Source organism: Paenibacillus sp. J31P190, from assembly GCF_059692075.1.
In genome coordinates this window covers 73,672-97,492 of sequence record NZ_JCAUAS010000011.1, presented here as the reverse complement: position 1 = coordinate 97,492, position 23,821 = coordinate 73,672, and the positions used below count along the sequence as shown (strand labels likewise).

The 23,821-nt window shown below is 45.7% G+C and carries 17 protein-coding genes; all 17 read left to right on the top strand.

Features of this window, described 5'->3' with window-relative positions; genetic code table 11:
- The first annotated feature begins 69 nt into the window (after positions 1–69).
- Complete coding sequence (gene bglX, locus AC58U0_RS20020; protein ID WP_497380745.1) at positions 70–2,475, top strand: beta-glucosidase BglX; 2,406 nt, start codon at positions 70–72, stop codon at positions 2,473–2,475.
- Between the two features lie 26 nt (positions 2,476–2,501).
- Positions 2,502–4,793, top strand: a complete 2,292-nt coding sequence (locus AC58U0_RS20015) for a beta-glucosidase (RefSeq protein WP_497380744.1) — start codon at positions 2,502–2,504, stop codon at positions 4,791–4,793.
- A gap of 155 nt (positions 4,794–4,948) precedes the next feature.
- Positions 4,949–6,478 carry a glycoside hydrolase family 43 protein gene (locus AC58U0_RS20010; RefSeq protein ID WP_497380743.1) on the top strand — a complete coding sequence of 510 codons (1,530 nt, stop codon included), beginning with the start codon at positions 4,949–4,951 and terminating at the stop codon, positions 6,476–6,478.
- Between the two features lie 80 nt (positions 6,479–6,558).
- A complete protein-coding gene (locus AC58U0_RS20005) occupies positions 6,559–6,975 on the top strand; it encodes an MBL fold metallo-hydrolase (RefSeq protein ID WP_497380742.1) in 417 nt (138 codons plus the stop codon).
- Positions 6,976–7,493: 518 nt separating this feature from the next.
- The gene (locus tag AC58U0_RS20000) at positions 7,494–7,943 is read left to right on the top strand and encodes a MarR family winged helix-turn-helix transcriptional regulator (RefSeq protein ID WP_497380741.1); all 450 of its coding nucleotides are present in this window, start codon (positions 7,494–7,496) and stop codon (positions 7,941–7,943) included.
- Positions 7,944–8,113: 170 nt separating this feature from the next.
- Entirely contained in the window at positions 8,114–8,992 is an 879-nt protein-coding gene (locus AC58U0_RS19995) for an alpha/beta fold hydrolase (RefSeq protein WP_497380740.1), read from the top strand.
- 90 nt (positions 8,993–9,082) lie between these two features.
- On the top strand, positions 9,083–10,252 hold the full coding sequence (locus AC58U0_RS19990) for an MFS transporter (RefSeq protein ID WP_497380739.1): 1,170 nt from the start codon (positions 9,083–9,085) through the stop codon (positions 10,250–10,252).
- 58 nt (positions 10,253–10,310) lie between these two features.
- A complete protein-coding gene (gene ytxJ, locus AC58U0_RS19985; RefSeq protein ID WP_497380738.1) occupies positions 10,311–10,649 on the top strand; it encodes a bacillithiol system redox-active protein YtxJ in 339 nt (112 codons plus the stop codon).
- Positions 10,650–10,734: 85 nt separating this feature from the next.
- Complete coding sequence (locus AC58U0_RS19980; protein WP_497380737.1) at positions 10,735–11,148, top strand: DinB family protein; 414 nt, start codon at positions 10,735–10,737, stop codon at positions 11,146–11,148.
- A gap of 131 nt (positions 11,149–11,279) precedes the next feature.
- Positions 11,280–11,615: a thioredoxin family protein gene (locus AC58U0_RS19975; protein ID WP_497380736.1), complete on the top strand. Its 336-nt coding sequence runs from the start codon at positions 11,280–11,282 to the stop codon at positions 11,613–11,615.
- A 358-nt stretch (positions 11,616–11,973) separates the two neighbouring features.
- Positions 11,974–13,713, top strand: coding sequence for a sensor histidine kinase (locus AC58U0_RS19970; protein ID WP_497380735.1), 1,740 nt, complete (start codon positions 11,974–11,976; stop codon positions 13,711–13,713).
- Positions 13,714–13,730: 17 nt separating this feature from the next.
- Positions 13,731–15,338 carry a response regulator gene (locus AC58U0_RS19965; protein ID WP_497380734.1) on the top strand — a complete coding sequence of 536 codons (1,608 nt, stop codon included), beginning with the start codon at positions 13,731–13,733 and terminating at the stop codon, positions 15,336–15,338.
- A 142-nt stretch (positions 15,339–15,480) separates the two neighbouring features.
- Positions 15,481–16,986 carry an ABC transporter substrate-binding protein gene (locus tag AC58U0_RS19960; RefSeq protein WP_497380733.1) on the top strand — a complete coding sequence of 502 codons (1,506 nt, stop codon included), beginning with the start codon at positions 15,481–15,483 and terminating at the stop codon, positions 16,984–16,986.
- A 105-nt stretch (positions 16,987–17,091) separates the two neighbouring features.
- Complete coding sequence (locus AC58U0_RS19955; RefSeq protein WP_497380732.1) at positions 17,092–19,380, top strand: glycoside hydrolase family 2 protein; 2,289 nt, start codon at positions 17,092–17,094, stop codon at positions 19,378–19,380.
- Positions 19,381–19,569: 189 nt separating this feature from the next.
- Entirely contained in the window at positions 19,570–20,502 is a 933-nt protein-coding gene (locus AC58U0_RS19950; protein ID WP_497380731.1) for an ABC transporter permease, read from the top strand.
- A gap of 11 nt (positions 20,503–20,513) precedes the next feature.
- On the top strand, positions 20,514–21,404 hold the full coding sequence (locus AC58U0_RS19945; protein WP_497380730.1) for a carbohydrate ABC transporter permease: 891 nt from the start codon (positions 20,514–20,516) through the stop codon (positions 21,402–21,404).
- 24 nt (positions 21,405–21,428) lie between these two features.
- A complete protein-coding gene (locus AC58U0_RS19940) occupies positions 21,429–23,711 on the top strand; it encodes a glycoside hydrolase family 3 C-terminal domain-containing protein (protein WP_497380729.1) in 2,283 nt (760 codons plus the stop codon).
- Positions 23,712–23,821 lie beyond the last annotated feature (110 nt).

The window sequence follows — 23,821 nt, the reverse complement described above, 5'->3', positions numbered from 1 at the left end:
ATGAAATTGCAGTTTATCATTGAGAACAAAGAAACGTATACATTGACGATTGTGATGGAACCTTTTCCAATGTCTATTGTGATAAAGACAGTCACTTTTGAAGGAAATAGCTTGACCGCGAAGGGGTATTCAGCAATGGTACCGACGGAAGAGGTAACGGTTGAGTTGAATTTTAACGGTGATATCTTTAGCGGCGAGATCAAGCTTCCTTTTATGGGAAGTATACCGCTGCAAGGAGTTAAAGGCCGTGGTCCTTCCCTCTCGGAAACGCTGATTGAAGAAGTGGTGCCTTACCGGAAAACCGGAGTCACCGAGCGATCGGATGAGGAAATCCGCAAGGCTGTCGACGAGCTGCTTGGACAAATGACTGTTCTGGACAAAGTCGGCCAAATGAGCCAATGTATGGCGTCGAATTTCTCCTTTGGCGGCGACGTTGCCTCCGATCCACCGGAGAAGCTGGTTGCGGAAGGCAGAGCGGGGTCAATACTTGGCGCTTTTGACAGCCGCCGTGTATTCGAATTGCAGAAAATAGCCGTTGAGCAGTCGCCGCACGGCATTCCACTTTTGTTCAACGCCGATATTATTCACGGACATCAAACCGTATTCCCGGTACCACTAGCGTGGTCATGCAGTTGGGACATGGAAGCAATCAGGAGAGCCTGCGCGATTGCGGCCAAGGAAGCAAGTGCTTCAGGTATCACATACAATCACGGCCCGATGGTCGATATTACACGTGATGCCCGTTGGGGCCGGGTCGTAGAAGGCGCAGGCGAGGATCCTTACCTCGGCGCGCTCATTGCTCGGGCGCAGGTTGAGGGGTTCCAGGGAGACAGCTTGTTTGATCAAGAGACGATCATCGCCTGTTTGAAGCATTTCATCGCCTACGGGGCCGCGGAAGCGGGACGGGATTACAACAGCGTAGATATTTCTGAAGGTACGCTGCGTAACGTGTACCTGCCGCCGTTCCAGGAAGGAATAGCTGCGGGAGCGGGTTCGGTCATGAATTCCTTTAATATTTATCAGGGGATACCTGTGGCAGCCAGTAAGTTTTTATTGAATGAGTTATTGCGTGAAGAGCTTGGCTTTGATGGTATTCTTATTTCCGATTATGGGGCGATCGATGAGATTGTTATTCATGGAAATGCCAAGGACAGCAAGGAAGCAGCACGGAAGGCGCTTGAAGCGACGATGGATATCGAGATGGTGACTCGCGCTTACGATCATCTGCCTCAATTACTGGAGGAAGGCTCAATCACGGAGAAACTGTTGGATGATGCCGTTCGGCGCATTCTTATTTATAAATACAAATGCGGACTTATGGATGATCCATTCCGTTACATTAGACCAGAGATGGAAATAGCGTATCACTTTAGCGAAGCGCACCTTGAAGCTAGTAGAGAATTGGCCCGCAAATCAATTGTGTTGCTGAAAAATAACGATGTGCTGCCTTTAGCTGGCAAAGGGCGGACTGTAGCGCTGATCGGGCCGTTTGCTGACAGCAAGGATTTGCTGGGTCCATGGCAATTTTCGCGTTATGGACACGAAACAGTCACTTTAAGGCAGGGGCTTGAGGCTAAAGGATTGAAAGGCGGACAACTGCTCTATGCGCAAGGCTGCGGAGTAGAGGAAGAGATCGAAGACGGCATTTCTCGGGCGGTTGAGCAGGCGAATCAGGCCGACATGATTATTCTTGCGCTTGGAGAGACAAGCGATATGTCCGGTGAAGCGGCCTCACGCATGAGCATCGAGCTGCCGGAAGTGCAGCAGCGTCTTGCGTTAGCCTTAGCGGAGCTTGGAAAGCCCATCGTGCTGGTGCTGACGAACGGCAGGCCGCTTGTGTTAGATGGGATCGAACAGCTTGCGGATGCCATTCTGGAAACGTGGTTCCTTGGCTCGCAAGCCGGTCATGCCATCGCCGACGTGCTGTACGGAGATACCAATCCGTCGGGCAAACTGACAATGAGCTTTCCGGCAAACACGGGGCAGGTGCCTGTTTATTATAATCATTTCAGTACAGGCAGGCCCGTTACGGAAGCGAATAAGTATCAAAAATTCATTTCGAAATATTTGGATGGGCCGAACGAGCCTCTCTATCCATTTGGCTATGGGCTTAGTTATACAAGTTTTGCCTATTCGGATATTCGTTTAGATAAAACTACTCTGAAGGCAGGGGACTTGTTGACTGCATCGGTAACCGTTACCAATTCAGGTTCCATATTTGGCGAGGAAACCGTACAACTTTACATTCAAGATGTGCACGGAAGCGTTGTTCGGCCGGTGAAGGAGCTGAAAGGCTTCCATAAAGCGGCGCTTGCCGCAGGAGAAAACGAGGAAATCAGCTTTACGATCTCCGTCTCCGATCTCGCCTTCTGGACAGCAGATTTAAAGTATGAAGCGGAGCCGGGTGAGTTTAAGCTTTACATCGGAGCGAATTCAAGGGATGTGCGTGATGCCTCCTTCGAGCTGTTGGACTAATAACAATAATAGGGGTGTATACATCGATGGAACGGAATATCAAACAGATGATTAGTCAAATGACATTGGAGGAAAAGGCAGGACTCTGCTCCGGTCTTGATTTCTGGCATACGAAAGGAGTTGAAAGACTCGGCATTCCGTCTGTGATGATGACTGACGGTCCTCACGGGCTGCGCAAGCAGAGGGCTTCAGCTGATAATCTGGGCATTTTCGATAGTGTCCCTGCTACATGCTTTCCTTCCGCAGCTGGACTCGCGACTTCGTGGGATCGCGATCTGATTGAGCAGGTAGGCATCGCGCTGGGCGAGGAATGCCAAGCTGAGAATGTTGCTGTTTTGCTTGGACCTGGCGCCAACATCAAACGTTCGCCACTTTGCGGGAGGAACTTTGAATACTTCTCGGAGGATCCTTACTTGTCCTCCGAGATGGCCGCACACCATATCATGGGTGTGCAAAGTCAAGGCGTGGGTACGTCACTGAAGCATTTTGCTGCGAATAATCAGGAGCACCGCCGCATGTCGATTGATACGATCGTCGATGAGCGGACGCTCCGGGAAATTTACTTGGCAAGCTTTGAAGGTGCTGTCAAGCAGGCACAGCCATGGACAGTGATGTGCGCTTATAACCAAGTGAACGGCGGATTCTGTTCGGAGAACGAGTACTTGTTGACCGACATCTTGAAGGACGAATGGGGACATGAAGGCTTTGTGGTGTCCGACTGGGGCGCAGTCAACGACCGTTCTGTCGGTCTAGACGCCGGTCTAGAGCTAGAAATGCCGTCCAGCAACGGAGCCGGTGATCGCAAAATCGTTGAGGCTGTGCGCAGTGGCAAGCTGTCTGAACAAAAACTGGATGCAGCGGTCGAACGTCTGCTTACGGTCATTTTTAAGACGGTTGACAATCGGAAAGCGAACGCTGATTACGATGCGGAGGCACACCACCAATTGGCTCGGCATGTTGCTCGCGAGAGTATGGTGCTGTTGAAGAATGAAGATGGAATCTTGCCGCTGCCAAAATCCGGACGGATTGCTGTTATTGGTGCACTTGCGAAGCAGCCGCGTTATCAAGGCGGCGGCAGCTCACATGTGAAGCCTACTAAGTTGGAAGATATTAGTGAGGAGCTGGCGAAGTCCGCAGGGCATGAAGCAGGGATTGTGTACGCACAAGGTTATGAACTGGATGGTGACGCAACGAATACGCAGCTGCTTCAGGAAGCAGTGAAAGCAGCGCAAGAAGCATCCGTTGCCGTTATTTTCGCCGGACTGCCAGAACGATACGAATCGGAAGGATTTGACCGAACGCACCTTGATATCCCAGCGAATCAGTCGGAACTGATTGACGCAGTCGCCGCTGTGCAGGGCAGAGTCGTTGTCGTGCTAAGTAACGGATCGGCTGTAGAGATGCCGTGGCTTGGCAGCGCTAAGGCAGTGCTTGAAGCGTACCTTGGCGGTCAGGCGTTAGGCGGCGCGATTGCAGACCTGCTGTTCGGCGACGCAAATCCTTGCGGAAAGCTCGCGGAAACGTTTCCAGTCCAGCTGAGTGACAATCCTTCCTACTTGTTTTTCCCAGGTGAAGGCGATCGTGTCGAGTATAAGGAAGGGCTGTTTGTTGGTTACCGTTATTACGATAAAAAGAAGCAGCGCGTGCAGTTCCCTTTTGGTCACGGGTTAAGCTACACATCCTTTGAGTATACAGATTTATGTCTGGATAAAACGCATCTATCTGACGCAGAGGAGCTTCATGTCTCGGTTACAGTCAGAAACATTGGTAGCCGTGCAGGAAAGGAAATCGTGCAGCTTTACGTACGAGACGTGGAGAGCAATGTGGTTAGACCAGATAAAGAACTCAAGGGCTTTGTGAAGGTATCTTTGGAACCAGGTGAAGTAAAAAGTGTATCGTTCACATTGAGCAAACGTTCTTTTGCCTACTATAACGTTCAATTGAAGGATTGGCATGTGGAGACAGGCAAGTTCGAAATCTTAATTGGCCAGTCATCTAGTGACATTGTGCTGAAAGAATCTGTTACGGTACAGTCGACGGTCGCTCTAAAGAAGACATACACGATTAATTCTACCGTTGGTGATTTAATGGATGACCCGGATGCCGCGCAAATTGCCATGGAGCTCGTGAAGCATTCCCCTTTTGCAGCAGCAGGTGGGGAGATGGATGGGGCATCGGATATGATGGCTGCCTTCCTCCGTTATTTACCTTTACGCGGTCTTGCTGCATTTAGTGGGGGAGCCGTTTCGGAGGAGCAGCTTGATAGAATCCTTTTTCGGATTAACGATAATCTAGAAGACATTTTATTAAAGAATTAATAGCCATTCTATACAGATGAGTGGACTCATTGGGGTCCACTCATTGTCTTTAGATATATAAAGAAAAAACTTATATATTCCAATGAGTTAGCGACTGCCACAGCGACAATATTTTATCGACTTGAGAGCGTAAAAAGGCTTAGGAGGAGAATATATTGAAATATCGGAATCCAGTCATTAGCGGCTTCCATCCTGATCCGAGCGTCTGTAGGGTGGGCAACGATTATTATTTAGTTACCAGTTCGTTCGAGTACTTTCCCGGCGTTCCCATCTTTCACAGTCGAGATTTAGTAAACTGGCGACAAGTCGGACATTGTTTAACACGAGAGAGTCAACTTCCGCTCAAACAGTGCAAAAGCTCATCGGGCATATTCGCGCCCACGATTCGTTATCATAACGGACGTTTCTACATGATTACCACAAATGTTGCGGTAGGAAAGAACTTTATCGTATGGGCAGAACAACCCGAGGGACCATGGTCCGAGCATATATGGCTGGATTGGCCGGGAATCGATCCGTCACTTCTATTTGATGAAGATGGCAGGGTCTACATCACGGGAACTTCTGATTTCTTTAACTCTGAAGTATTGGGGATCTATCAATCAGAAATCGATGTGGAGACTGGTGGTATTCTAACGGAACGACAATTGGTATGGGAAGGAACCGGAGGACAGTTTCCCGAAGGTCCCCACCTCTATCGAATCGGTGATTGGTACTACCTAATTATTGCTGAGGGAGGTACCGAATATGGACATATGGTGACGATAGCCCGAAGTCACACGCCATACGGCCCCTTCGAAAGTAATCCGAATAACCCGATTCTGACTCATAGAAGCAGTGCTAGCCTGATACAAGGCACTGGGCATGCAGATCTTGTACAGGCTGAGGATGGCAGCTGGTGGATGGTATTCTTGGCAATACGACCTGCACCAATTCTATTTGCCGGGAAACATCACCATTTGGGACGAGAAACGTATCTGGCACCGGTACAGTGGTCTAATGAAGGGTGGCCTTTAATTGGCAACCGCGGTACAGTTGAGTTGGAGATGGATGCAGGTAACATTCTCCTGGAGGAGCAGGAGTCTTGGTGTAGTAAAGAAGACTTTAACAGCAGTAAATTGGACTTTGCCTGGAACTTCTTACGGAATCCTTATCCGGAAAATTTCTCTCTCACCGACAGGTTGGGATTTCTCACCCTTTATGGATCTGCGGTCACTCTTGATGATACCGATTCTCCTGCCTTCGTAGGAAGAAGACAGCAGCACTTTGATTGCAGTGTATCGACCCATTTGGAATTCAATCCTGCACAGGAGGGGGAAGAGGCAGGGTTAACCGTATTCATGAATGAACGGTTCCACTATGAGATCGCGTTAGGCTTCCGGAACGGTGTCCGTAAGGTTTTGGTAAGGCGAAGAATTGGGTCGTTATGGAGAATTGAGTATGAACAGGGGTACGATGCGAACAGCGTTATTCTCGGCATACGTGCTGATGCGAAGTGTTACAGTCTTACGTATCGACCACTGGAAGGTGAAGAGGTAGTAGCATCTATCGGGGAATGCGCGTTAATCTCGACGGAAACTGCCGGCGGGTTTACCGGCGTATATTTCGGACTTTATGCCACCGGAAATGGTAGGAATGCGACAACACCAGCTTATTTTGATTGGTTTGAATATGCCCCGACCTAATACTGTCCGCATTTTGATCTGGACCCTCTGTCAAGGACACTTGAAAAAAGCCTAGTATCTCTAGGCGAAACGCATCATACATGCGCTGGAGCTGTCGTCTCAGCCCGATGCAGAGGCACATCATCGATGGCGTAGACCAGTGGGATGACGAAATGAAAATCATAGTCGTACCGGGGCATACACGGGGCTCCATGACACTGTTGTACAAGAACCGATTCCTGTTCACAGGCGATCACCTGGCTTGGGACAGGCTCCGCAGTAAGCTGGAATCGTTCGACGATTTCTGCTGGTATTCATGGGATGAGCAAATACGTTCCATGGATCGGCTTGCCGCGGAGCCATTCGAGTGGGTCATTCCAGGACACGGTGAAAGAGAAAAGCTGCCGCCGGAGGAGATGAAGCTCGCGATCCGGGCTATGACCCGTTGCGTACTCTCATCTTACCGAGGCGCTCATTTTTATTCAAAGTCCAAATTAATCGTTCCACAGGAATTCTAACGGGGAACGTTAGTTTAATGAAACCGTAGGCAATAATTTGTTAGAAGTACTTCAAAACCTATTTGTAAATCAGGTTTTTCACACCAAAACACCACTTCAAAACTTAATTTGTAAATCGATTTTTTATTAAAATCCAGCAAACCCTTGAGTTTGCTGGATTCTTGCACTTCAAAACTTATTTGTCACCCGACAGAGAAGAGTTTTTTAGATGACAAATTGGTTTTGAACTAGACAATAAAGTTTTGAAATTTGGCTGCGGAAATCGCAGGGGCATTAGTTGAAGAAAAGGAGCAGATCGTTTGGCGAAGTAGTAGTAGATTAAAGAGCTTACGTGAGTAGCATGCCTTTCAATTTGTTTTATCTTTGCTGAATATGTAGAAAAATTCATGGTCACAATAAGACTATAATGCTGAGGAAAATTTTCCTCTTGCATTTATGTGCATATGAGACTAAAATCTGTTTAGCAAGTTGATTTACTGAACTGAGCACAATAAGGTTACGATTCAGGAGGTGAAAAAATGTCGGTAGATATCAATATCCCAGAGCTATGTAACTGTACGAAGTTAAGACGCGCTCAACGTCATATTACACGTCTCTATGATACCTTCCTAGCAGAGTCTGGGGCAGAGCTGCGAGCGACTCAATTCTCCATATTGGGTTATCTTAAGATTGGAGGCCCGAAGACGATGATGCAACTCGCCGAACTGATGACTATGGATCGTGCTACAATTGGACATAATTTAAAGCCACTTGAGCGCGATGGTTTGGTTCGTATAGAGGTTAGCGAATCAGATCGACGTGCCCGAATTATTTCAATAACGGATGAAGGTCTTAGACGAGTCGAAATCGGAAGACCTGGATGGGATCGTGCTCAAGCTGAATTTGAGAGGCTTTTCGGCACCGATCACGCCAAGTCAATGAGGGATATGATGGATGAGATTAGTAACCTTCCCTTTACCATAAAATGAATGGGCTGCTTTAATACATCAGCCTTTTGTAATAGAGAATTCATCGATATGCGACATACGTGCATATGAGACTATTTTGTGATATACGTGCATATGAGACTATATTCTTAACTTTACTTTATTGTAGGGCATACTAAAGTAGATCAACAAAACAAGAGGAGAGTTAATAAATGACAACAACGAATACGAACTTCCAAGAGCATCGCATCGACCGTGGACAAGGTAGTATCTACGTCCGTGATTACGCGGGTAAAGGTCCAGCATTTGTACTGATGCACGGCTACCCTGATAATTTGCATATTTACGATGACTTGGTTCCTCACCTGGTAGCTGGCGGTCGTAGAGTCGTTGTATTCGACTTCCTAGGATTTGGTGCATCTGACAAACCAGTTGGTGGGAAATATAGCTTTGAACAACAATTAGGCGATCTGCATGCAGTAGTGGAGGCCTTGAAACTAGACAAAATCATACCTGTAGGTCACGACTCCTCAGGTCCAGCAGCGGTCAACTATGCCATCGAGTATCCGCAACACGTTGATTCCGTTTGCCTACTCAACTCCTTTTATATGGAGTCGCCAACGGCAAAATATCCTGAATTCATCGAGTTGTTTGCCACTACGAATCTAAAAGCACTCACACAAGCCATTCTTAGAAGCCCAGAACAATTCGCATGGGTCCTTCAATTCCAAAGAAGCAAATTCCAAGAGCATCTAATAGAGGAACAGAAGGAATACTACTCAAAGATCCTTGGCCCAATAATAGACGCCAACTTCCGCCAGCAGCCGAGCTCTGGACCAGCGTTCGCACAAATGACTTCACAACACTTTGATGAACTTTCAAGAAATACGAAACGAATTAATAAGATGTGGCAGCTTGATATGCCAGTCAAACTTATTTGGGGCGAAAAAGACCCGTACCTTAACTATGGTATTGCGAGACATCTCACGACGCTTCTAAAAAAACCGCAACTGCATGTTTTGCCAGCAGGTCACTGGTTGCAAGTGGATATTCCTGACCAAGTCGCAAAGGTTATGTTAGAAAACGAATAAAAAAGATTTTGACAGATCACCCGAAGCAGCTAAAAAAGCTGCTCAGGATAAAGGAAAATATCAGTTCTTAATTTTAAAAGGAGAGCTTGAATGAAAAGAATGCTATTGATCGTACTTATTATGTCTTGTGCGGCGACGTACATTTCTTCTTTGTTCCCTGTTTATGGGGAGCACTATAAGCTCAGTAGTTTAGAAATTACAATTTTGTTTGCCGTTTATGCTGCAATCCTACTTCCAACATTGCTAATTGTGGGAGCGCGAGGGAGTTACTGGGGATTGAAGAGGGTACTTCGAATCAGTATTTGGCTTTCCATTGCATCGACGCTGCTCTTTATTGTGAGCACCAATGTTTGGATGCTCTATGCTTCAAGGATTTTGGAAGGTATTGCTTACGGGGCTTTTACAGGTGTAGCAAGTGCTTTTCTGCTGAAACAAACCGCTAGCGATAAAGTTGTAACTGCACTGAAATTATCCGGAGTAACGGTTAACTTCGGATTTGGATTGGGACCGGCCATCTCAGGCTTAATTGTACAATACTTGCATGTACAACCGCTTCGTTTACCGTTTTGGTTCTTGCTTGGCATGTTATTAATTTCTTGGGTAATACTCGAATTGTTGCCAAAACACGCAGATCAGAATGCACAGAAATATAAGATTTCACTCGGAATTCCATCTAATATTCGCGCTCAATTCTGGTCGTTTATCGGCTTGCCAATCTTCACCCTATTTACGCTTGGTGGGATTGTGTTCGCGCTTATTCCCTCTTTCGTTAAGAATGTCCTGCACACCAGCAATCTTTCTATTTCAGGACTTTTGATTTTGTTACTTCTTGGCGGAGGGGCACTGATGCAGTTTTTCCCTTGGCCTCGTCATCCTGTAACTCGGATGCGAACAAGCATCCTAGCGCTTGCCACTGGATCATGGCTCATTGTGTTATCTGGACAAACAGAGAGCCTTTTCTTACTTTGGGCAGGTATTTTCATTCAAGGAATTGGTGCAGGATGGACGTTTCAAGTCGCATTGCGCTTTGCCGGCCAGCTGCCGAAGCCTGAAGAACGACCGCGCGTCATTTCCGCTTTTTATTTGTGTGCTTACGCTGGATTTATTGTTCCTCCGGTTGCGGTAGGCCTGCTAACACTATTCTTTAACATAAATGTGTCTTTGGTCATTATTAATTTGTTTGCAGCAATGATTGTGATCTATATATTAATTTACTCTTTTTCGTTTCAACGTTATTATGCAAAACTCACATCTAACTAAAGACCATTTGTGACCGAAGGGAAACAAAAAGAACAGGCTTGTTAAGGAGGAAATACTCATGGATTGGAAAGAAATCACAACGCTTGAAGAGTGGAATGAAGTTTTGAACAGGTCGACTGAACGCGGACAAGTAATCTTAAAACACAGCACGACGTGCGAGGTCAGTGCGAATGCGATAAAAGAGTATGAGTCATATTTGAAGACCTCCCCAAACCCTAATAATGATTATACACTTATTAAAGTTGTCGAATCACGCCCAGTATCTAATAAGATTGCCGAGGACTTAAATGTAAAGCATGAGTCTCCACAAATGATTTACATTGTAGATAAAACCAAATACTGGGCAACATCGCATTGGTCGGTTACAAAAGCTCATATGACAGCAGTACTTGATTAATCCAATAGAATATTAAACTGAAGGAGACAATAATAATGAGAAAAGAGTTTGTATTTCACCTTTACAATGTGGAGCTGATAATTTTTTGAAACTAATTACCAAATGTCCAGAAGAAAAGCGCATGGTAGCCCCTGAAGGATTTAACACAAGTATATATTGGCATCTGGGACATGTGCTGCGGATCACGGAAGTTCATGTTTATGGCTTATCGCAACAAACAATGGCTCTTCCGGAAATTTATAAAGACTTGTTTCACTACGGTACAAGTGCAAAGGGCTGGACGGATGAGCAACTGGCGCAGCTGCCGAACTGGGATACATTGATAGCGCAGCTCAAGGAACAACGAGAACGTATCTACAACACATTGAAGGACCGTCTAGAAGAAACTGTTCCAGAGAACTTCAAGAAAGCGGAAACCTTTGGAGAGTTGATCGTAACGACAGCGGCACATCTATCAAATCATAACGGTGTTGTAGCTGCTATGCTGCAAGTGCTTTAATATATAATCGAATAATTTCCATTTATCGGCTGAAGATTTTGCCAACTTAAATGGATGCCTTCAAGTTTGAAGCGATCAAGCGAGCAGTGTGGTAAATGGTAAAAATACTTTGAACATGAGGTGGTAAAAGGGTGGAGGTTATTTCATTAATAAAAGAGACACTCCGAGGACAGATAAATCATGGGATCACGCTCGTTGATTTTTATTCGCCTGAGAGCGAATCTTGTCAAGAGCAGCTTCTCATTGCTGAGAAGCTGGCTCGAGACGTAAGATATCAAGCTACCATCGCCAAAGTTAATATCGATCAGGAAAAAGAACTTGCCACGGAATACGGTGTGTTGAGCGTGCCAACTTTAATGCTGTTTAAAGATGGCTATCAAGTGGAAACATTGGTTGGGCAACAAAGTAAAGAAATTTTGCTGCAGAAAATCAACCGATATGCGACCATGGGCGATTCATGCGTGTAATGATGTAAGATAACTCAATCATGACTCAATAATTAAATTAAAAAGCGACTGCCGGCGTGAATCGGTAGCCGCTTTTTTTTGAAGTAAAACTCGAAAAACTGCGCATCATATTTTTGGTTTCCTCAATTGGTAGTTGTGGTGTTTTTTTAGTGAAAGGGCAGTTTACTATGATATCTGGTGTTAATTATAGAAGCGAAAGACGGCAAAAGTCGTTATATGTATAGGGATATGTCGTCAAAACGGTAGCGAAGACATCTAGGAATCCTATATGATTACGATGGCATACTAATGAATAAAGTCGGACTGCTGAGAGGATTCTTGGCAGTCCTTTTAGACTTCCAGAAGGGAGAGACATTGGATGGGACTGCGGCTTCCGCATATATCATGGAATTCCATTCGGTTCAAGCTAGTGGTTGGGCTGTTATTCGTTACGGTTCCTCTCATCACGCTGCTGATCTACAATCATTTCTACAGCATTCATGTCGTACACAATCAGGTGGCGTTGTCCATCAAAAATTTAATCTCTTTGTATGAGGGGCAAATTGATATCCAACTGCAAGATGCGGATCGAAATTTGATCAGCTTAGTAACTTCGGATAATGATATCCGTTCAATGAATACTCCTAATTCGGAGGATGAATATCAGCTGGCCAAACATAGCGTTTCGGATAAACTGACTAACGATATTGTTCTTTATAAATCGGTCGATGCTTTTTTTGTGTATTCACAGTCAAGGCAGGATCTGTTGGACGTTTTCAAAGCATCAGTTACATTTCAAGAGAGGGACCCTGTCGAGCAATATTTACATCATTTGCTGAGCGAACGTCCTAATCTTGCGGAGATTCGCGGCAGCGGCTGGTTCGTTCAGAAAATCGGACAAGACTATTACATGTTGCGCGTCATTCAATCGGATGATCTGTATATTGGAGCATGGGTCAACGCTAAGACGCTGCTCATACCTTTGAATCTAATTAATTTGGGCAGCGAAGGGAGCGCTCTTTTTGTAACAAATCAAGGGGAGTTGATGGTCAGCACCAATCCATTGGCTGATGAAAACATTGATTTCTCGAAAAGCTTTCAGCAGTTTTATATGTCGGGAAGCAAGAATAACTTGCTAATTGTCGGGGAGCCCTCGCAAAAAGGCGACTTTAACCTGGTAGCGGTTATTCCGGATAAACAAATTTTACAAAATTTGCCTAATTTGACTCGTATCATAGAGGTGATTTCACTTGCCTCCATTGTGCTTATACCGATAAGTCTTTTTTTTCTCCGCCACATTCTGCTCGTTCCTCTTAAACGGATGATTGCAGTTATGAGAAGGATCAATGATGGAAACGTGAACGTTCGAATCGAGTCTTATCCGGCTTCTGATGAATTTCTATTGGTCAACCAAACTTTTAACCGCATGATGTCGCAAATCGAAGAGTTGAAAATCAATGTGTACGAAGAACAGCTTAGTAAGCACAAAGCGGAGCTTCAGCACTTGCAGCTGCAGATTAACCCGCATTTTTTCATGAATTCTTTGAACATCCTGTTTAATCTGGCTCAAGTGAGAAACTACGAATTAATTCAGGAAATGACGTTATGTCTTGTCCAGTATTTCAGATTTATGTTTCGAAGTAATTTGACGTTCGTTACTTTGCGGGAAGAATTGCAGCATGTCCGAAACTATATCCGGATTCAGGAGCTCCGGTTTCCAAATAGCTTAACTTGTACGATCGATTCACCCGATTTCCTGGAAAATATTCCGATCCCCCCCTTGGTGATTCAAACCTTTTTGGAAAATTCCATCAAGCACAGTGTCACGTTGGACGAACCCGTGCATATTTCCGTTGCCATCGATTTGATGGAAGCCGGACTTAAGCCCTATATCGAAATCATCATTCGCGATACAGGCAAAGGATTTTTGGAGGATGTATTAGCCGAGATTCGTTCTGGAAACCGCGTGGCCGACGAACAAGGCGAGCATATTGGTATTTGGAACGTTCGTAAGCGATTGCAACTGTTATATGGAGAGCATGCGGCCATATCCTGTTACAATGGATTCCCTAGCGGCGCTGTTATAGAAATCAAGCTTCCTTATCAATCGGAAAGATAGGAAAGGGGTTCCCTAGTATGCTTCAATTATTGATTGTAGATGATGAAATTCATGCTGTTGAAGGAGTCCGGTCGGGAGTCGAGTGGCAGAAGCTTGGTATAACCGCAGTATTCTCGGCTTTTACCGTAAAACAAGCGAAAGAGCTCTTCGAAAATGAGCGAATAGATATTATGCTATGCGATATCGAGATGCCGCAAGTATCGGGACTGGAACTGGCGGAATGGGTTGTGGAACGATATCCGAGCACGGCGATGATTTTCTTGACCTGTCATGCTGATTTCAAATATGCCCAACAAGCTCTCCAGTTAGGGAGTCTGGACTACATTCTCAAGCCGATTCCTTTCAATGAGTTGGAAAAAACGATCCTCAAAGCGGTCGAGAAAATCAATAAAGATTCGGAATTAGTTGAATTCAGCCAATATGGCCAGTTCTGGTTCCAGCATCAACCCATGCTGATTGAGCGGTTCTGGCTGGATATCATCAACCAGACGATACCGCCCATAGCGGAGTCGGTAAGTCGAGCCGCGGCGGATCGCAACATTCCTTATGCCGAAAAAATGACATTTGCCCCGGTGCTAATTAGCATGCAGAGATGGCACAAGCATGTGACGATGCGCGAAGAGAAGATATTGGAATATGCGCTAACAAATGCGGCTGAGGAAATCATTCTGGGGAACAAAAAAAACGGACAAATTATAACGTTAAACAGCGGAAGATTGCTAGCTATCTTATCTGCCGAAAGTTATTCCGACATCGAGCTGTTGTTGAAACAATCTTGCGAACGTTACATTGACACCTGCAGGAAGTATTTTTACTGCGATCTTTCCTGTTATATTGGTGAAAAAGTACACGGTCACGAAATGTTTGAGATGGTAAAAAGACTTGGTGAAAATGAGAAAAACAACGTGGCCTATAACAATAAGATTTTCCTGCTTTCCGGGGAACAATTACAACCCGTTATTAGACAGCTCCCCGACATGAGCACGTGGTCTATTATGCTGAAGGAGGGGGAATTCGCTAAAGTATTGGAAGAAGCAACCTCTTTTTTGGATCTCTTGTTGCGGCAGAATGGCTTGGATGCAAACCTGCTCCGCCAATTTTACCAGGATTTTCAGCAAGCGATGTATTATATGCTCCAGATGAAAGGTATTCAAGCTCACCAATTGTTTAGCGATACCATCTCGTTGGAGTTTTCCGCAAACGCGACCCGCTCAGTAACCGATCTGATCGCATGGATGAACCACGTTGTAAGCAAAGCGATGGAGTATGTGAACACAGTTGAACAATCCTTCAGTGTTGTCCAAAGAGTTATTAGTTACATTAAGCAGCATATTACAGAAGACTTGTCGAGGGAAGAGATTGCGAATCACGTGTTTTTGAATCCGGACTATTTGACCCGGATCTTTAAAAAGGAAACGGGCATGGCCGTATCGGATTATCTGTTTCACGAACGGCTCAAGCTTGCCCAGGAACTGCTCGCGAAAACCGATATGCCGATCAGCGCCGTGGCATCGCATATCGGGTATGCGAATTTCTCCCATTTCTCCCGGATGTTCAAGAAGCATACCGACCTGAATCCGATTGAATACCGCCAACTGCACCAACCCGTTCAAAGTGAAAGGTAGTCGGCAAATGCACAGCGAAAAGTCGTGAGCGGAGCAGAGCCGAATCTGCAGCAAAAGTAAAATAAAGATATGCTTGCTGAAGATTCCGAGTATCGCAAACAGTTTCAGTAGGCAAACGCCAAAAAGTAAATGGGGGAGTACTATGAAGAAGAGATTCATGTCGGCAAGCGCACTCATTATAGGATCTATGCTTGTTCTATCCGCTTGCAGCAACAATAGCGGAGATACGGCCCCAGTAGCCGGGGATAAAACGGCAAAGCCAGAGGGAAAACCGACGGAACTGACTGTTGCTTTCCCGATTTTCGGTGCAGTGCCTAGGGAGTTGTCCTTGGTGGAGGATTCCATTAATCAAATCGCACAGAAAAAAATCAATGCAACTGTGAAGTTGACACCGATCAGCATTGGGAACTGGGAGCAGCAAGTTAACTTGATGCTGAGCAGCAGCGAAAAGCTGGATTTAATGTTTGTATCTGGCACCGGCTACAGCAGCTATGTTTCAAAAGGTCAAATTGTTGCCCTTGATAAACTGCTCGAACAGCATGGTCAAGGTATTGCAAAAGCGATGGAATCGGACTATCTCAAGGCAGCCAAAATTGCTGGATCCATTTACGCTATTCCTACCATCCGCGACTTTGCCGCGTATAATGGTCTGACCATGCGGAAGGATTTGGTCGACAAGTATCAAATCGATGTCAGTAAAATTCGTACTTTAGACGACGTCGAGGCCACATTGAAAACGATTAAGGAGAAAGAGCCCAATGTGACGCCGCTGATTCCAGGCAGTATCGGCAGAACGATGCTCGATTCGTACCGTACGTTTGACATGCTTGGGGATTCACTTGGTGTTCTTCCGAATTTTGACAATAATCTCAAAGTGGCCAATTTGTACGAAACGGACGATTATGCTCAGTTTATTAAAAAGATGAGAAAATGGTATACATCTGGCTTGATTCTGAAAGACGCCTCAACGAATAAAACTTCTCAGTTTGACTTGATCAAGTCGAACCGCGGATTTGCCTATTTCTCCAATATGAAGCCAGGGTTTGAACAGCAAGAAACGAAGAGCAGCGGTGTGCCAATGGTCACGGCAAACTTGCTTCAGCCTGTTTCTACAACTACGAACGTAACTGGTGTCATGTGGGGGATACCAATTAACTCCAAAACACCGGAAAAAGCGATGGATTTCCTGAACCTTATGTATGCAGACAAAGATATCGTCAATCTGTTCGATTGGGGTGTGGAAGGGAAACATTATGTCAAATCGGACAACGTCATCGACTTCCCTCAAGGCGTTGACGCCAAAACCTCGGGCTACAACCCGAATATGGGATATATGTTCGGTAATCAATTCCTATCCTATGTATTTAAGGGTGACGATCCAAAAATTTGGGAGAAGATGGATCAATTCAACAAATCGGCATTAAAGTCGAAGGCGCTGGGCTTTACGTTCGACGCAAATCCGGTCAAGGCTGAATATGCCGCGGTAACCAACGTGGTTACGCAGTACAAGCTTCCGCTTGAGACTGGGAGTGTCGATCCGGAGAAAATCTTGCCAGAGTTTATCTCCAAGCTGAAATCCGCCGGAATTGACAAAATTATCGCAGAGAAGCAAAAGCAGCTCGACGAGTGGGCGAAAAAAAGTAAGTAATCATTTCGGCACTTATTCATTTGCCCCGGTCAACATCTCAGTTGACCGGGGAATTTTTTGACAGGGATCCAGTCATCTCAATCAACACCGAAAGGGGTAATTATCATGCTAAATATCATGCCATTAAACGATCAATGGACATTCACGAAAACGAATAATCCCTCCTACGTACTTGAGTCCATACAAGACGGCGAGTCAGTCACACTGCCTCATTCATGGAACGATACTGATGGTCAAGGCGGTAGCGAACAATACTATCGGGGGCAATGCTGGTATCAGCGGATTGTGGACATTTCCCATGAAGATCTTACAAAACACATCTACTTGGAAATCGGCGCCGCTGGGAATATGGCTCATGTTTATGTCAATGGCAGCTTGGCAGGGGACAGCCGGTGTGGATATGCCATGTTTAGAGTCCCTTTAACCCCCTACTTGAAAGAGGGAGAAAATCTTATCGCCATTATGGCTGATAACGGTTATGACAATACAGTGTTCCCTCTAATGGCAGACTTCACCTTCTATGGCGGTTTGTACAGAGAAGTGAAGCTTCTTGTGATGGACGATATTCATTTTGACGTCATGGACAATGGACGGGATGGTGTCTATTTGACGCAGCAGAAAATTGCCCCAGAAACGTTTGAATTGGCCGTTCATGGTCAAATCGTGAATGAATCCTCTGTCTCCAAAGAGGGAGTCCTTAAGATACTGATCAAGGATGAAGCAGGAAGAACAGTAATGGAGGCAAACTCAGAACTTGTTCTTGAAAATGAAGCAAAATTCAGCATAAGAAGCGAAATTGTAAATCCGATTCTTTGGGACGGCATAGATCAACCCTATCTTTATACGGTAGAGGTATCCGTCGTCATTGAGGGACAAGTCTGCGATTCTCGGCATGTCGCGATAGGATTTAGGACGGTTGAAGCAACGACGGAACAAGGCTTGCTCTTGAATGGCAAACCAGTCAAGATCAACGGCGTATGCCGTCATCAGGACTTCGCCGGTGTAGGCAATGCTATTACGAAAATGCATATGGATGAAGATATGGCCCTGATCCGGGAAATCGGAGCGAACAGCCTTCGTCTTGCCCATTACCAGCATGATGACTATTTTTACAGCTTATGCGACCGTTACGGACTGTTAGTATGGGCGGAAATTCCATTTATTAGCATTCCTTCCACCAAGGACCCGGAAAATCATAATGCGGAAGAACAGCTGGAAAAGCTTATTAAGCAGGCTTATAATCATTGTTCTATCTTTTGTTGGGGTGTCCAAAATGAGATTACAATTGCTGTTGAGACGGAGCAAACCTATAAGACTATCAGAAAACTGGAGGCTCTGGCCAAACAGTTTGACCCTAGTCGCTTAACCGTTCAAGCTAATATTAACGGTGTCGAGAATGAAAGTATTATAAATAGCTTTACTGACCTGATTGGATACAATTTATACTACGGCTGGTACTATGGTGAAATCAAAGACTTGCAAGATCGCCTTGATGAGTTTCATCAAGCTCAACCTAAAATACCAGTAATCGTATCCGAATACGGAGTGGATACGAATCCCAAGTACCATTCTTATACGCCTGGGGTCCAAGATTATACGGAGGAATACCAGCTTTTATTCCATCACAATGCCCTGGAAACCTTCGATAAGAGATCGTTTGTATTAGGCGGTTATGTATGGAACATGTTTGATTTCGGCAGCGCAAACAGAAATGAAGGCGGTGAAACAGGAAAGAACTTGAAGGGACTTGTTACCATTGACCGGAAACTCAAGAAGGACGCCTTTTATCTTTATAAAGCTTACTGGTCTAAGGTTCCTTTCGTTCATTTAGCCGGCAGACGATTTGTGAATAGGCACCAAGAGCTCAATGATATTGTGATCCTGTCTAATTTACACGATGTTAAAGTTTATTTAAATCATACCCTTCTTACCGAAATCAAGAGCGGCGCACCGATGAAAATCATAAAGGATGTTCCATTGATCGCAGGGGAGAATGATGTAAAAGTCGTAGCTACGGATGAACTTGGCGTCATCTATACGGATGAGATTCTGCTTCATCATGCAGCGGAAATTGACCAAAGTTATATCCATGTTAAACCGGAAAAAGCAAAATATGTCGTCAACTGGTTCGAAAAATTTGATCTATCTAATGCTGAGCCTATCGAATTGAAAGACGGATACTATTCTACATTTGACACGATTGAAGACCTCTATAGCAATGAAGAGACGAAAGCGATCTATCTTAAATACTTTGGAGATATGGCCACTAATCCGTTCTTTGAGGTGATGAGAGGGGTTATGTCCATTCAGAAAATGTCCCAACTGGTGCAATTTAATATTGTCCCGGAATTGTTGGCAGTCATTAACAAAGAACTGAATGCGATAAAAAAATGATTACTGAATTGTCCCTGTCAACTTTGCCTGTTGACAGGGACAATTTTTTGAATTAATGGTGGAAGGCAAGTCGGCAAAGTGCAAACCAGAAGTCGTAGAAACGGTAGTGGGACGAACGGGATTTCAGTACTATGAGAGTACAGCAAGATACTACACAAGGCGATAGAAATGGAAAGGGGAACTTTCGGAATGACAAAACGTACGCATAGCAATGCCAGGAAGAGAATTTGGAAATACAGCCCGCTATATCTCATGATGCTTCCGGGAATTGCATACTTGATCATCAATAATTATTTACCAATGTTCGGTCTCACGATTGCTTTCAAGGACATCAATTTCGCTAAAGGAATATGGGGGTCCGATTGGGTTGGTTTTCAGAATTTCAAGTTTCTGTTCCAAACTTCTGACGCTTATTTGATTACCCGCAATACGATTCTTTATAACGCAGCTTTCATTGTGATCGGCCTCGTCGTTGCGGTTGGCTTCGCCATTCTGCTGAACGAAATCAAGAGTAAATTTGCGTCCCGTCTGTATCAAAGCATTATCATTCTACCATTTCTAATTTCGATGGTATTGGTCAGTTATCTCGTATTTTCGACGCTGAGCATCGAGAGCGGATTCATGAATAAGACGATCCTGCCGGCGCTGGGCATCGAGCCGATTTCTTGGTACAACGAGCCGAAATACTGGCCGGTCATTCTGACCTTGGTCCATACCTGGAAGGGTGCAGGGTACGCATGTATCATTTACCTGGCTGCAATCATCGGCATTGATCCGGAATATTATGAAGCGGCGAAGCTGGACGGGGCATCCAAGTGGCAGCAAATCCGTACGATTACAATACCGCTGATCACTCCCGTAATCATCATGCTGACGCTCCTGGCGATCGGACGCATTTTCTACTCAGACTTCGGCTTGTTCTATCAAGTCCCGATGAATGCAGGAGCCCTCTTCAGTACTACGAACGTCATCGATACGTATGTGTTCCGCGGTCTATTGCAGCTTGGTAACATCGGCATGTCATCAGCCGCTGGCTTCTATCAATCGATAGTCGGATTCGTGCTGGTTATCGCCTCCAACTATGTTGTTCGAAAAGTCAACAAAGAAAACGCGCTGTTCTAAGGGGGATATACATGAATAATGAAAATCGTGTTTGGCAGTGGGCTGCACATTTTGTGATGATCTTGTTTTCAGTCAGTTGCCTGCTTCCGTTTGTTCTTTTGACAATGTCGTCCATAACGGACGAAAAGACAATCCTGCAGAATGGGTATTCTTTGTTTCCAAAACAGTTCAGTTTAAGCGCATACGAATATCTATGGCAGCAATCGTCGCTCGTTTTTAACGCTTACGGGATTACAATTCTCATAACTATAATAGGGACAACTATCAGTCTATTAATCACATCGTTGCTCGCTTATCCTTTATCGCGTCGCGATTTGCCTGGCGGAACATTCTTCGCCTTTCTGCTGTTTTTCACTTTGTTGTTCAATGGCGGCCTTGTTCCAACGTACTTGATTTATACACAACTATTCCATATCAAGAATACGCTGTGGGCGTTGATTGTTCCGGGACTTTTAATGAATGGCTTTAACGTGCTTCTCATGCGAACGTTTTTTATGACGACAATTCCGGTTCCGGTATTGGAATCGGCCAGCATAGACGGTGCAAGCGAATTTAAAATGTATTACAAAATTGTATTGCCACTCTCACTGCCGATTCTGGCCACCGTCGGCTTGTTTCAAGGATTGGCTTACTGGAACGACTGGAATAACGGATTAATTTATGTAACCAACCCTAAATTGTTCAGTCTACAGAACGTGCTCAACCGGATTATGAGCGACATCCAGTTCTTGGCTAGTAACAGCGATATCGGCTCGCAAGCTGGGGAGAGCATTGCGCAGCTGCCCAGCGAAACATTCCGCATGGCGATTGCGGTGATTGCCGTGATCCCGGTTCTGATCGCATATCCGTTCTTCCAGAAATACTTTGTCAAAGGTATGACCATTGGTGCTGTTAAAGGTTGATTTCATTACATTAGGAGGGTAACTATGAAAAGAAATATTCAAGAATTGATTGCACAAATGACTTTGGAAGAGAAAGCATCTCTCTGCTCGGGACTTGACTTTTGGCATACGAAAGGAATCGAGCGGCTCGGCATTCCGTCCGTCATGATGACGGATGGGCCTCATGGGCTTCGTAAGCAGCGCGCGTCGGCAGATAATTTGGGACTGTTCGATAGCGTTCCTGCTACGTGCTTCCCATCTGCAGCCGGGCTTGCTTCTTCGTGGGATCGTGAGCTGATCGGCAAGGTCGGTGTGGCGCTAGGCGAAGAGTGTCAGGCTGAAGACGTCTCCATTTTGCTTGGCCCCGGCGCAAATATTAAGAGATCGCCGCTATGCGGGCGCAATTTCGAATATTTTTCGGAGGATCCGTATTTGTCCTCTGAAATGGCCGCTGCTCATATTCAAGGGGTACAGAGCCAGGGCGTGGGCACGTCGCTAAAGCATTTCGCGGTAAATAATCAGGAACACCGTCGGATGACGACGAATGCGGTTGTGGATGAGCGTACGCTGAGGGAGATTTATTTGGCCAGCTTTGAAGGAGCAGTTAAGAAAGGTCAGCCGTGGACGGTCATGTGCGCCTATAACCAACTTAACGGCGAGTACTGTGCTGAAAATGAGCGTCTGCTTACGGACATTTTGAAAGACGAATGGGGACATGAGGGGTTTGTCGTGTCCGACTGGGGCGCAGTGAACGAGCGTGCAGACGGTTTGGCTACAGGTCTTGAGCTGGAAATGCCGACAAGTAACGGCGCCGGTGACCGTAAAATCGTCGAAGCGGTGATAAGCGGCAGGCTGTCAGAGAAAAAGCTCGACTCGGCTGTTGAGCGAATATTGCACATTGTCTTCATGGCGGTTGACAGCAAGAAGCCGGATGCTTCCTATGATCCGGAGGCGCATCATATTCTAGCACGGGAAGTTGCGCGTGAAAGCATGGTGCTGCTTAAAAACGAGGACGGCATCTTGCCATTGCCGAAGTCCGGCAAAATCGCTGTCATCGGACAACTTGCCAAGCAGCCGAGATATCAAGGCGGAGGCAGCTCGCATATTAAGCCAACCAAGCTCGAGGATATCAGCGAGGAACTTGCTAAATCGGCGGGAAGCGGTGCGGAGATTGCGTATGCCCAGGGCTATGAGTTGAATGGAGACCAAACGAATCCACAGCTTTTGAAGGAAGCGATCAAGCTTGCAGAAGATGCATCGGTCGTTATTCTATTCGTCGGATTGCCGGAACGTTATGAATCAGAAGGGTTCGACCGTGAACATATGAATCTCCCAGCCAATCAATCGGAGCTGATCGAAGCGGTGACGGCAGTGCAGAAACGGACCGTGCTCGTGCTAAGCAATGGAGCTCCGGTGGAAATGCCTTGGATCGGCGGTGTTAAGGCTGTGCTTGAGGCTTACTTGGGAGGACAAGCGCTGGGTGGAGCGATTGCGGATCTGCTGTTCGGCGATGCCAATCCTTGCGGTAAACTGGCCGAGACATTTCCGGTACAGCTCAGTGATAACCCGTCCTACTTGAATTTTCCGGGTGATGGAGACCTTGTGGAATATAAGGAAGGGATCTACGTAGGTTACCGCTATTATGACAAGAAGAAGCTACGGCCACTGTTCCCATTTGGTCACGGGCTTAGCTATACAACTTTTGAATACAGCGGACTTGTACTGGACAAAGATGAGATGGACGACACCGATTCGGTCAACGTCTCGGTCCATATAAAAAATATCGGCAGCAGAGTTGGTAAAGAGACCGTGCAGCTTTATGTGCGGGATGTGCATAGCAGCGTGTCCCGCCCGGAGAAGGAACTCAAAGGATTCGTCAAAGTAGCGCTTAAGCCTGGAGAAGAGAAAACCGTTACCTTTAGGCTTGACAAGAGATCCTTTGCTTACTTTAACACGGAACTGAACGACTGGCATGTCGAGTCCGGCGAATTCGATGTGTTAATCGGCAAGTCCTCGGCTGATATCGTGCTCAAGGGAGCCCTTCAGATGAACTCTACGGTACCGATCGAGAAGACCTATTCGCGCAATTCTACGGTAGGAGACTTGATGGAGAATCCGCAAGCTGCTTCAATCTTAGGGGATTTGCTGAAGCATTCGCCGTTCGGCTCTACTAACCATGAAGGGGAAGGGATGTCAGAACTGATGACTGCATTCCTGAAATATTTGCCGATTCGCGGTTTAGTTGCATTTAGCGGAGGCGGACTTACGGATGAGTCACTTGATTCATTGCTCGAGTGGCTGAATCAGGCAAATCCAATTACTACTTAAAACTTTATTTGTAATTTACTTTTATATGAAAAGCCAGCAAACCCTTGCGTTTGCTGGCTTCTTGCACTTCAAAACTATATTGTCCTTCAACAATCGTGTAGGTATCGGGC

What these genes read in the sequence shown, in the direction of transcription:
- AC58U0_RS19945 (WP_497380730.1), top strand. Translation starts at nt 20,514, where the DNA reads ATGAATAATGAAAATCGTGTTTGGCAGTGGGCTGCACATTTTGTGATG.
- AC58U0_RS19995 (WP_497380740.1), top strand. Translation starts at nt 8,114, where the DNA reads ATGACAACAACGAATACGAACTTCCAAGAGCATCGCATCGACCGTGGA.
- ytxJ (WP_497380738.1), top strand. Translation starts at nt 10,311, where the DNA reads ATGGATTGGAAAGAAATCACAACGCTTGAAGAGTGGAATGAAGTTTTG.
- AC58U0_RS19955 (WP_497380732.1), top strand. Translation starts at nt 17,092, where the DNA reads ATGCTAAATATCATGCCATTAAACGATCAATGGACATTCACGAAAACG.
- AC58U0_RS19960 (WP_497380733.1), top strand. Translation starts at nt 15,481, where the DNA reads ATGAAGAAGAGATTCATGTCGGCAAGCGCACTCATTATAGGATCTATG.
- AC58U0_RS20005 (WP_497380742.1), top strand. Translation starts at nt 6,559, where the DNA reads ATGCGCTGGAGCTGTCGTCTCAGCCCGATGCAGAGGCACATCATCGAT.
- AC58U0_RS20000 (WP_497380741.1), top strand. Translation starts at nt 7,494, where the DNA reads ATGTCGGTAGATATCAATATCCCAGAGCTATGTAACTGTACGAAGTTA.
- bglX (WP_497380745.1), top strand. Translation starts at nt 70, where the DNA reads ATGTCTATTGTGATAAAGACAGTCACTTTTGAAGGAAATAGCTTGACC.
- AC58U0_RS19950 (WP_497380731.1), top strand. Translation starts at nt 19,570, where the DNA reads ATGACAAAACGTACGCATAGCAATGCCAGGAAGAGAATTTGGAAATAC.
- AC58U0_RS19940 (WP_497380729.1), top strand. Translation starts at nt 21,429, where the DNA reads ATGAAAAGAAATATTCAAGAATTGATTGCACAAATGACTTTGGAAGAG.
- AC58U0_RS20015 (WP_497380744.1), top strand. Translation starts at nt 2,502, where the DNA reads ATGGAACGGAATATCAAACAGATGATTAGTCAAATGACATTGGAGGAA.
- AC58U0_RS19965 (WP_497380734.1), top strand. Translation starts at nt 13,731, where the DNA reads ATGCTTCAATTATTGATTGTAGATGATGAAATTCATGCTGTTGAAGGA.
- AC58U0_RS19970 (WP_497380735.1), top strand. Translation starts at nt 11,974, where the DNA reads ATGGGACTGCGGCTTCCGCATATATCATGGAATTCCATTCGGTTCAAG.
- AC58U0_RS19990 (WP_497380739.1), top strand. Translation starts at nt 9,083, where the DNA reads ATGAAAAGAATGCTATTGATCGTACTTATTATGTCTTGTGCGGCGACG.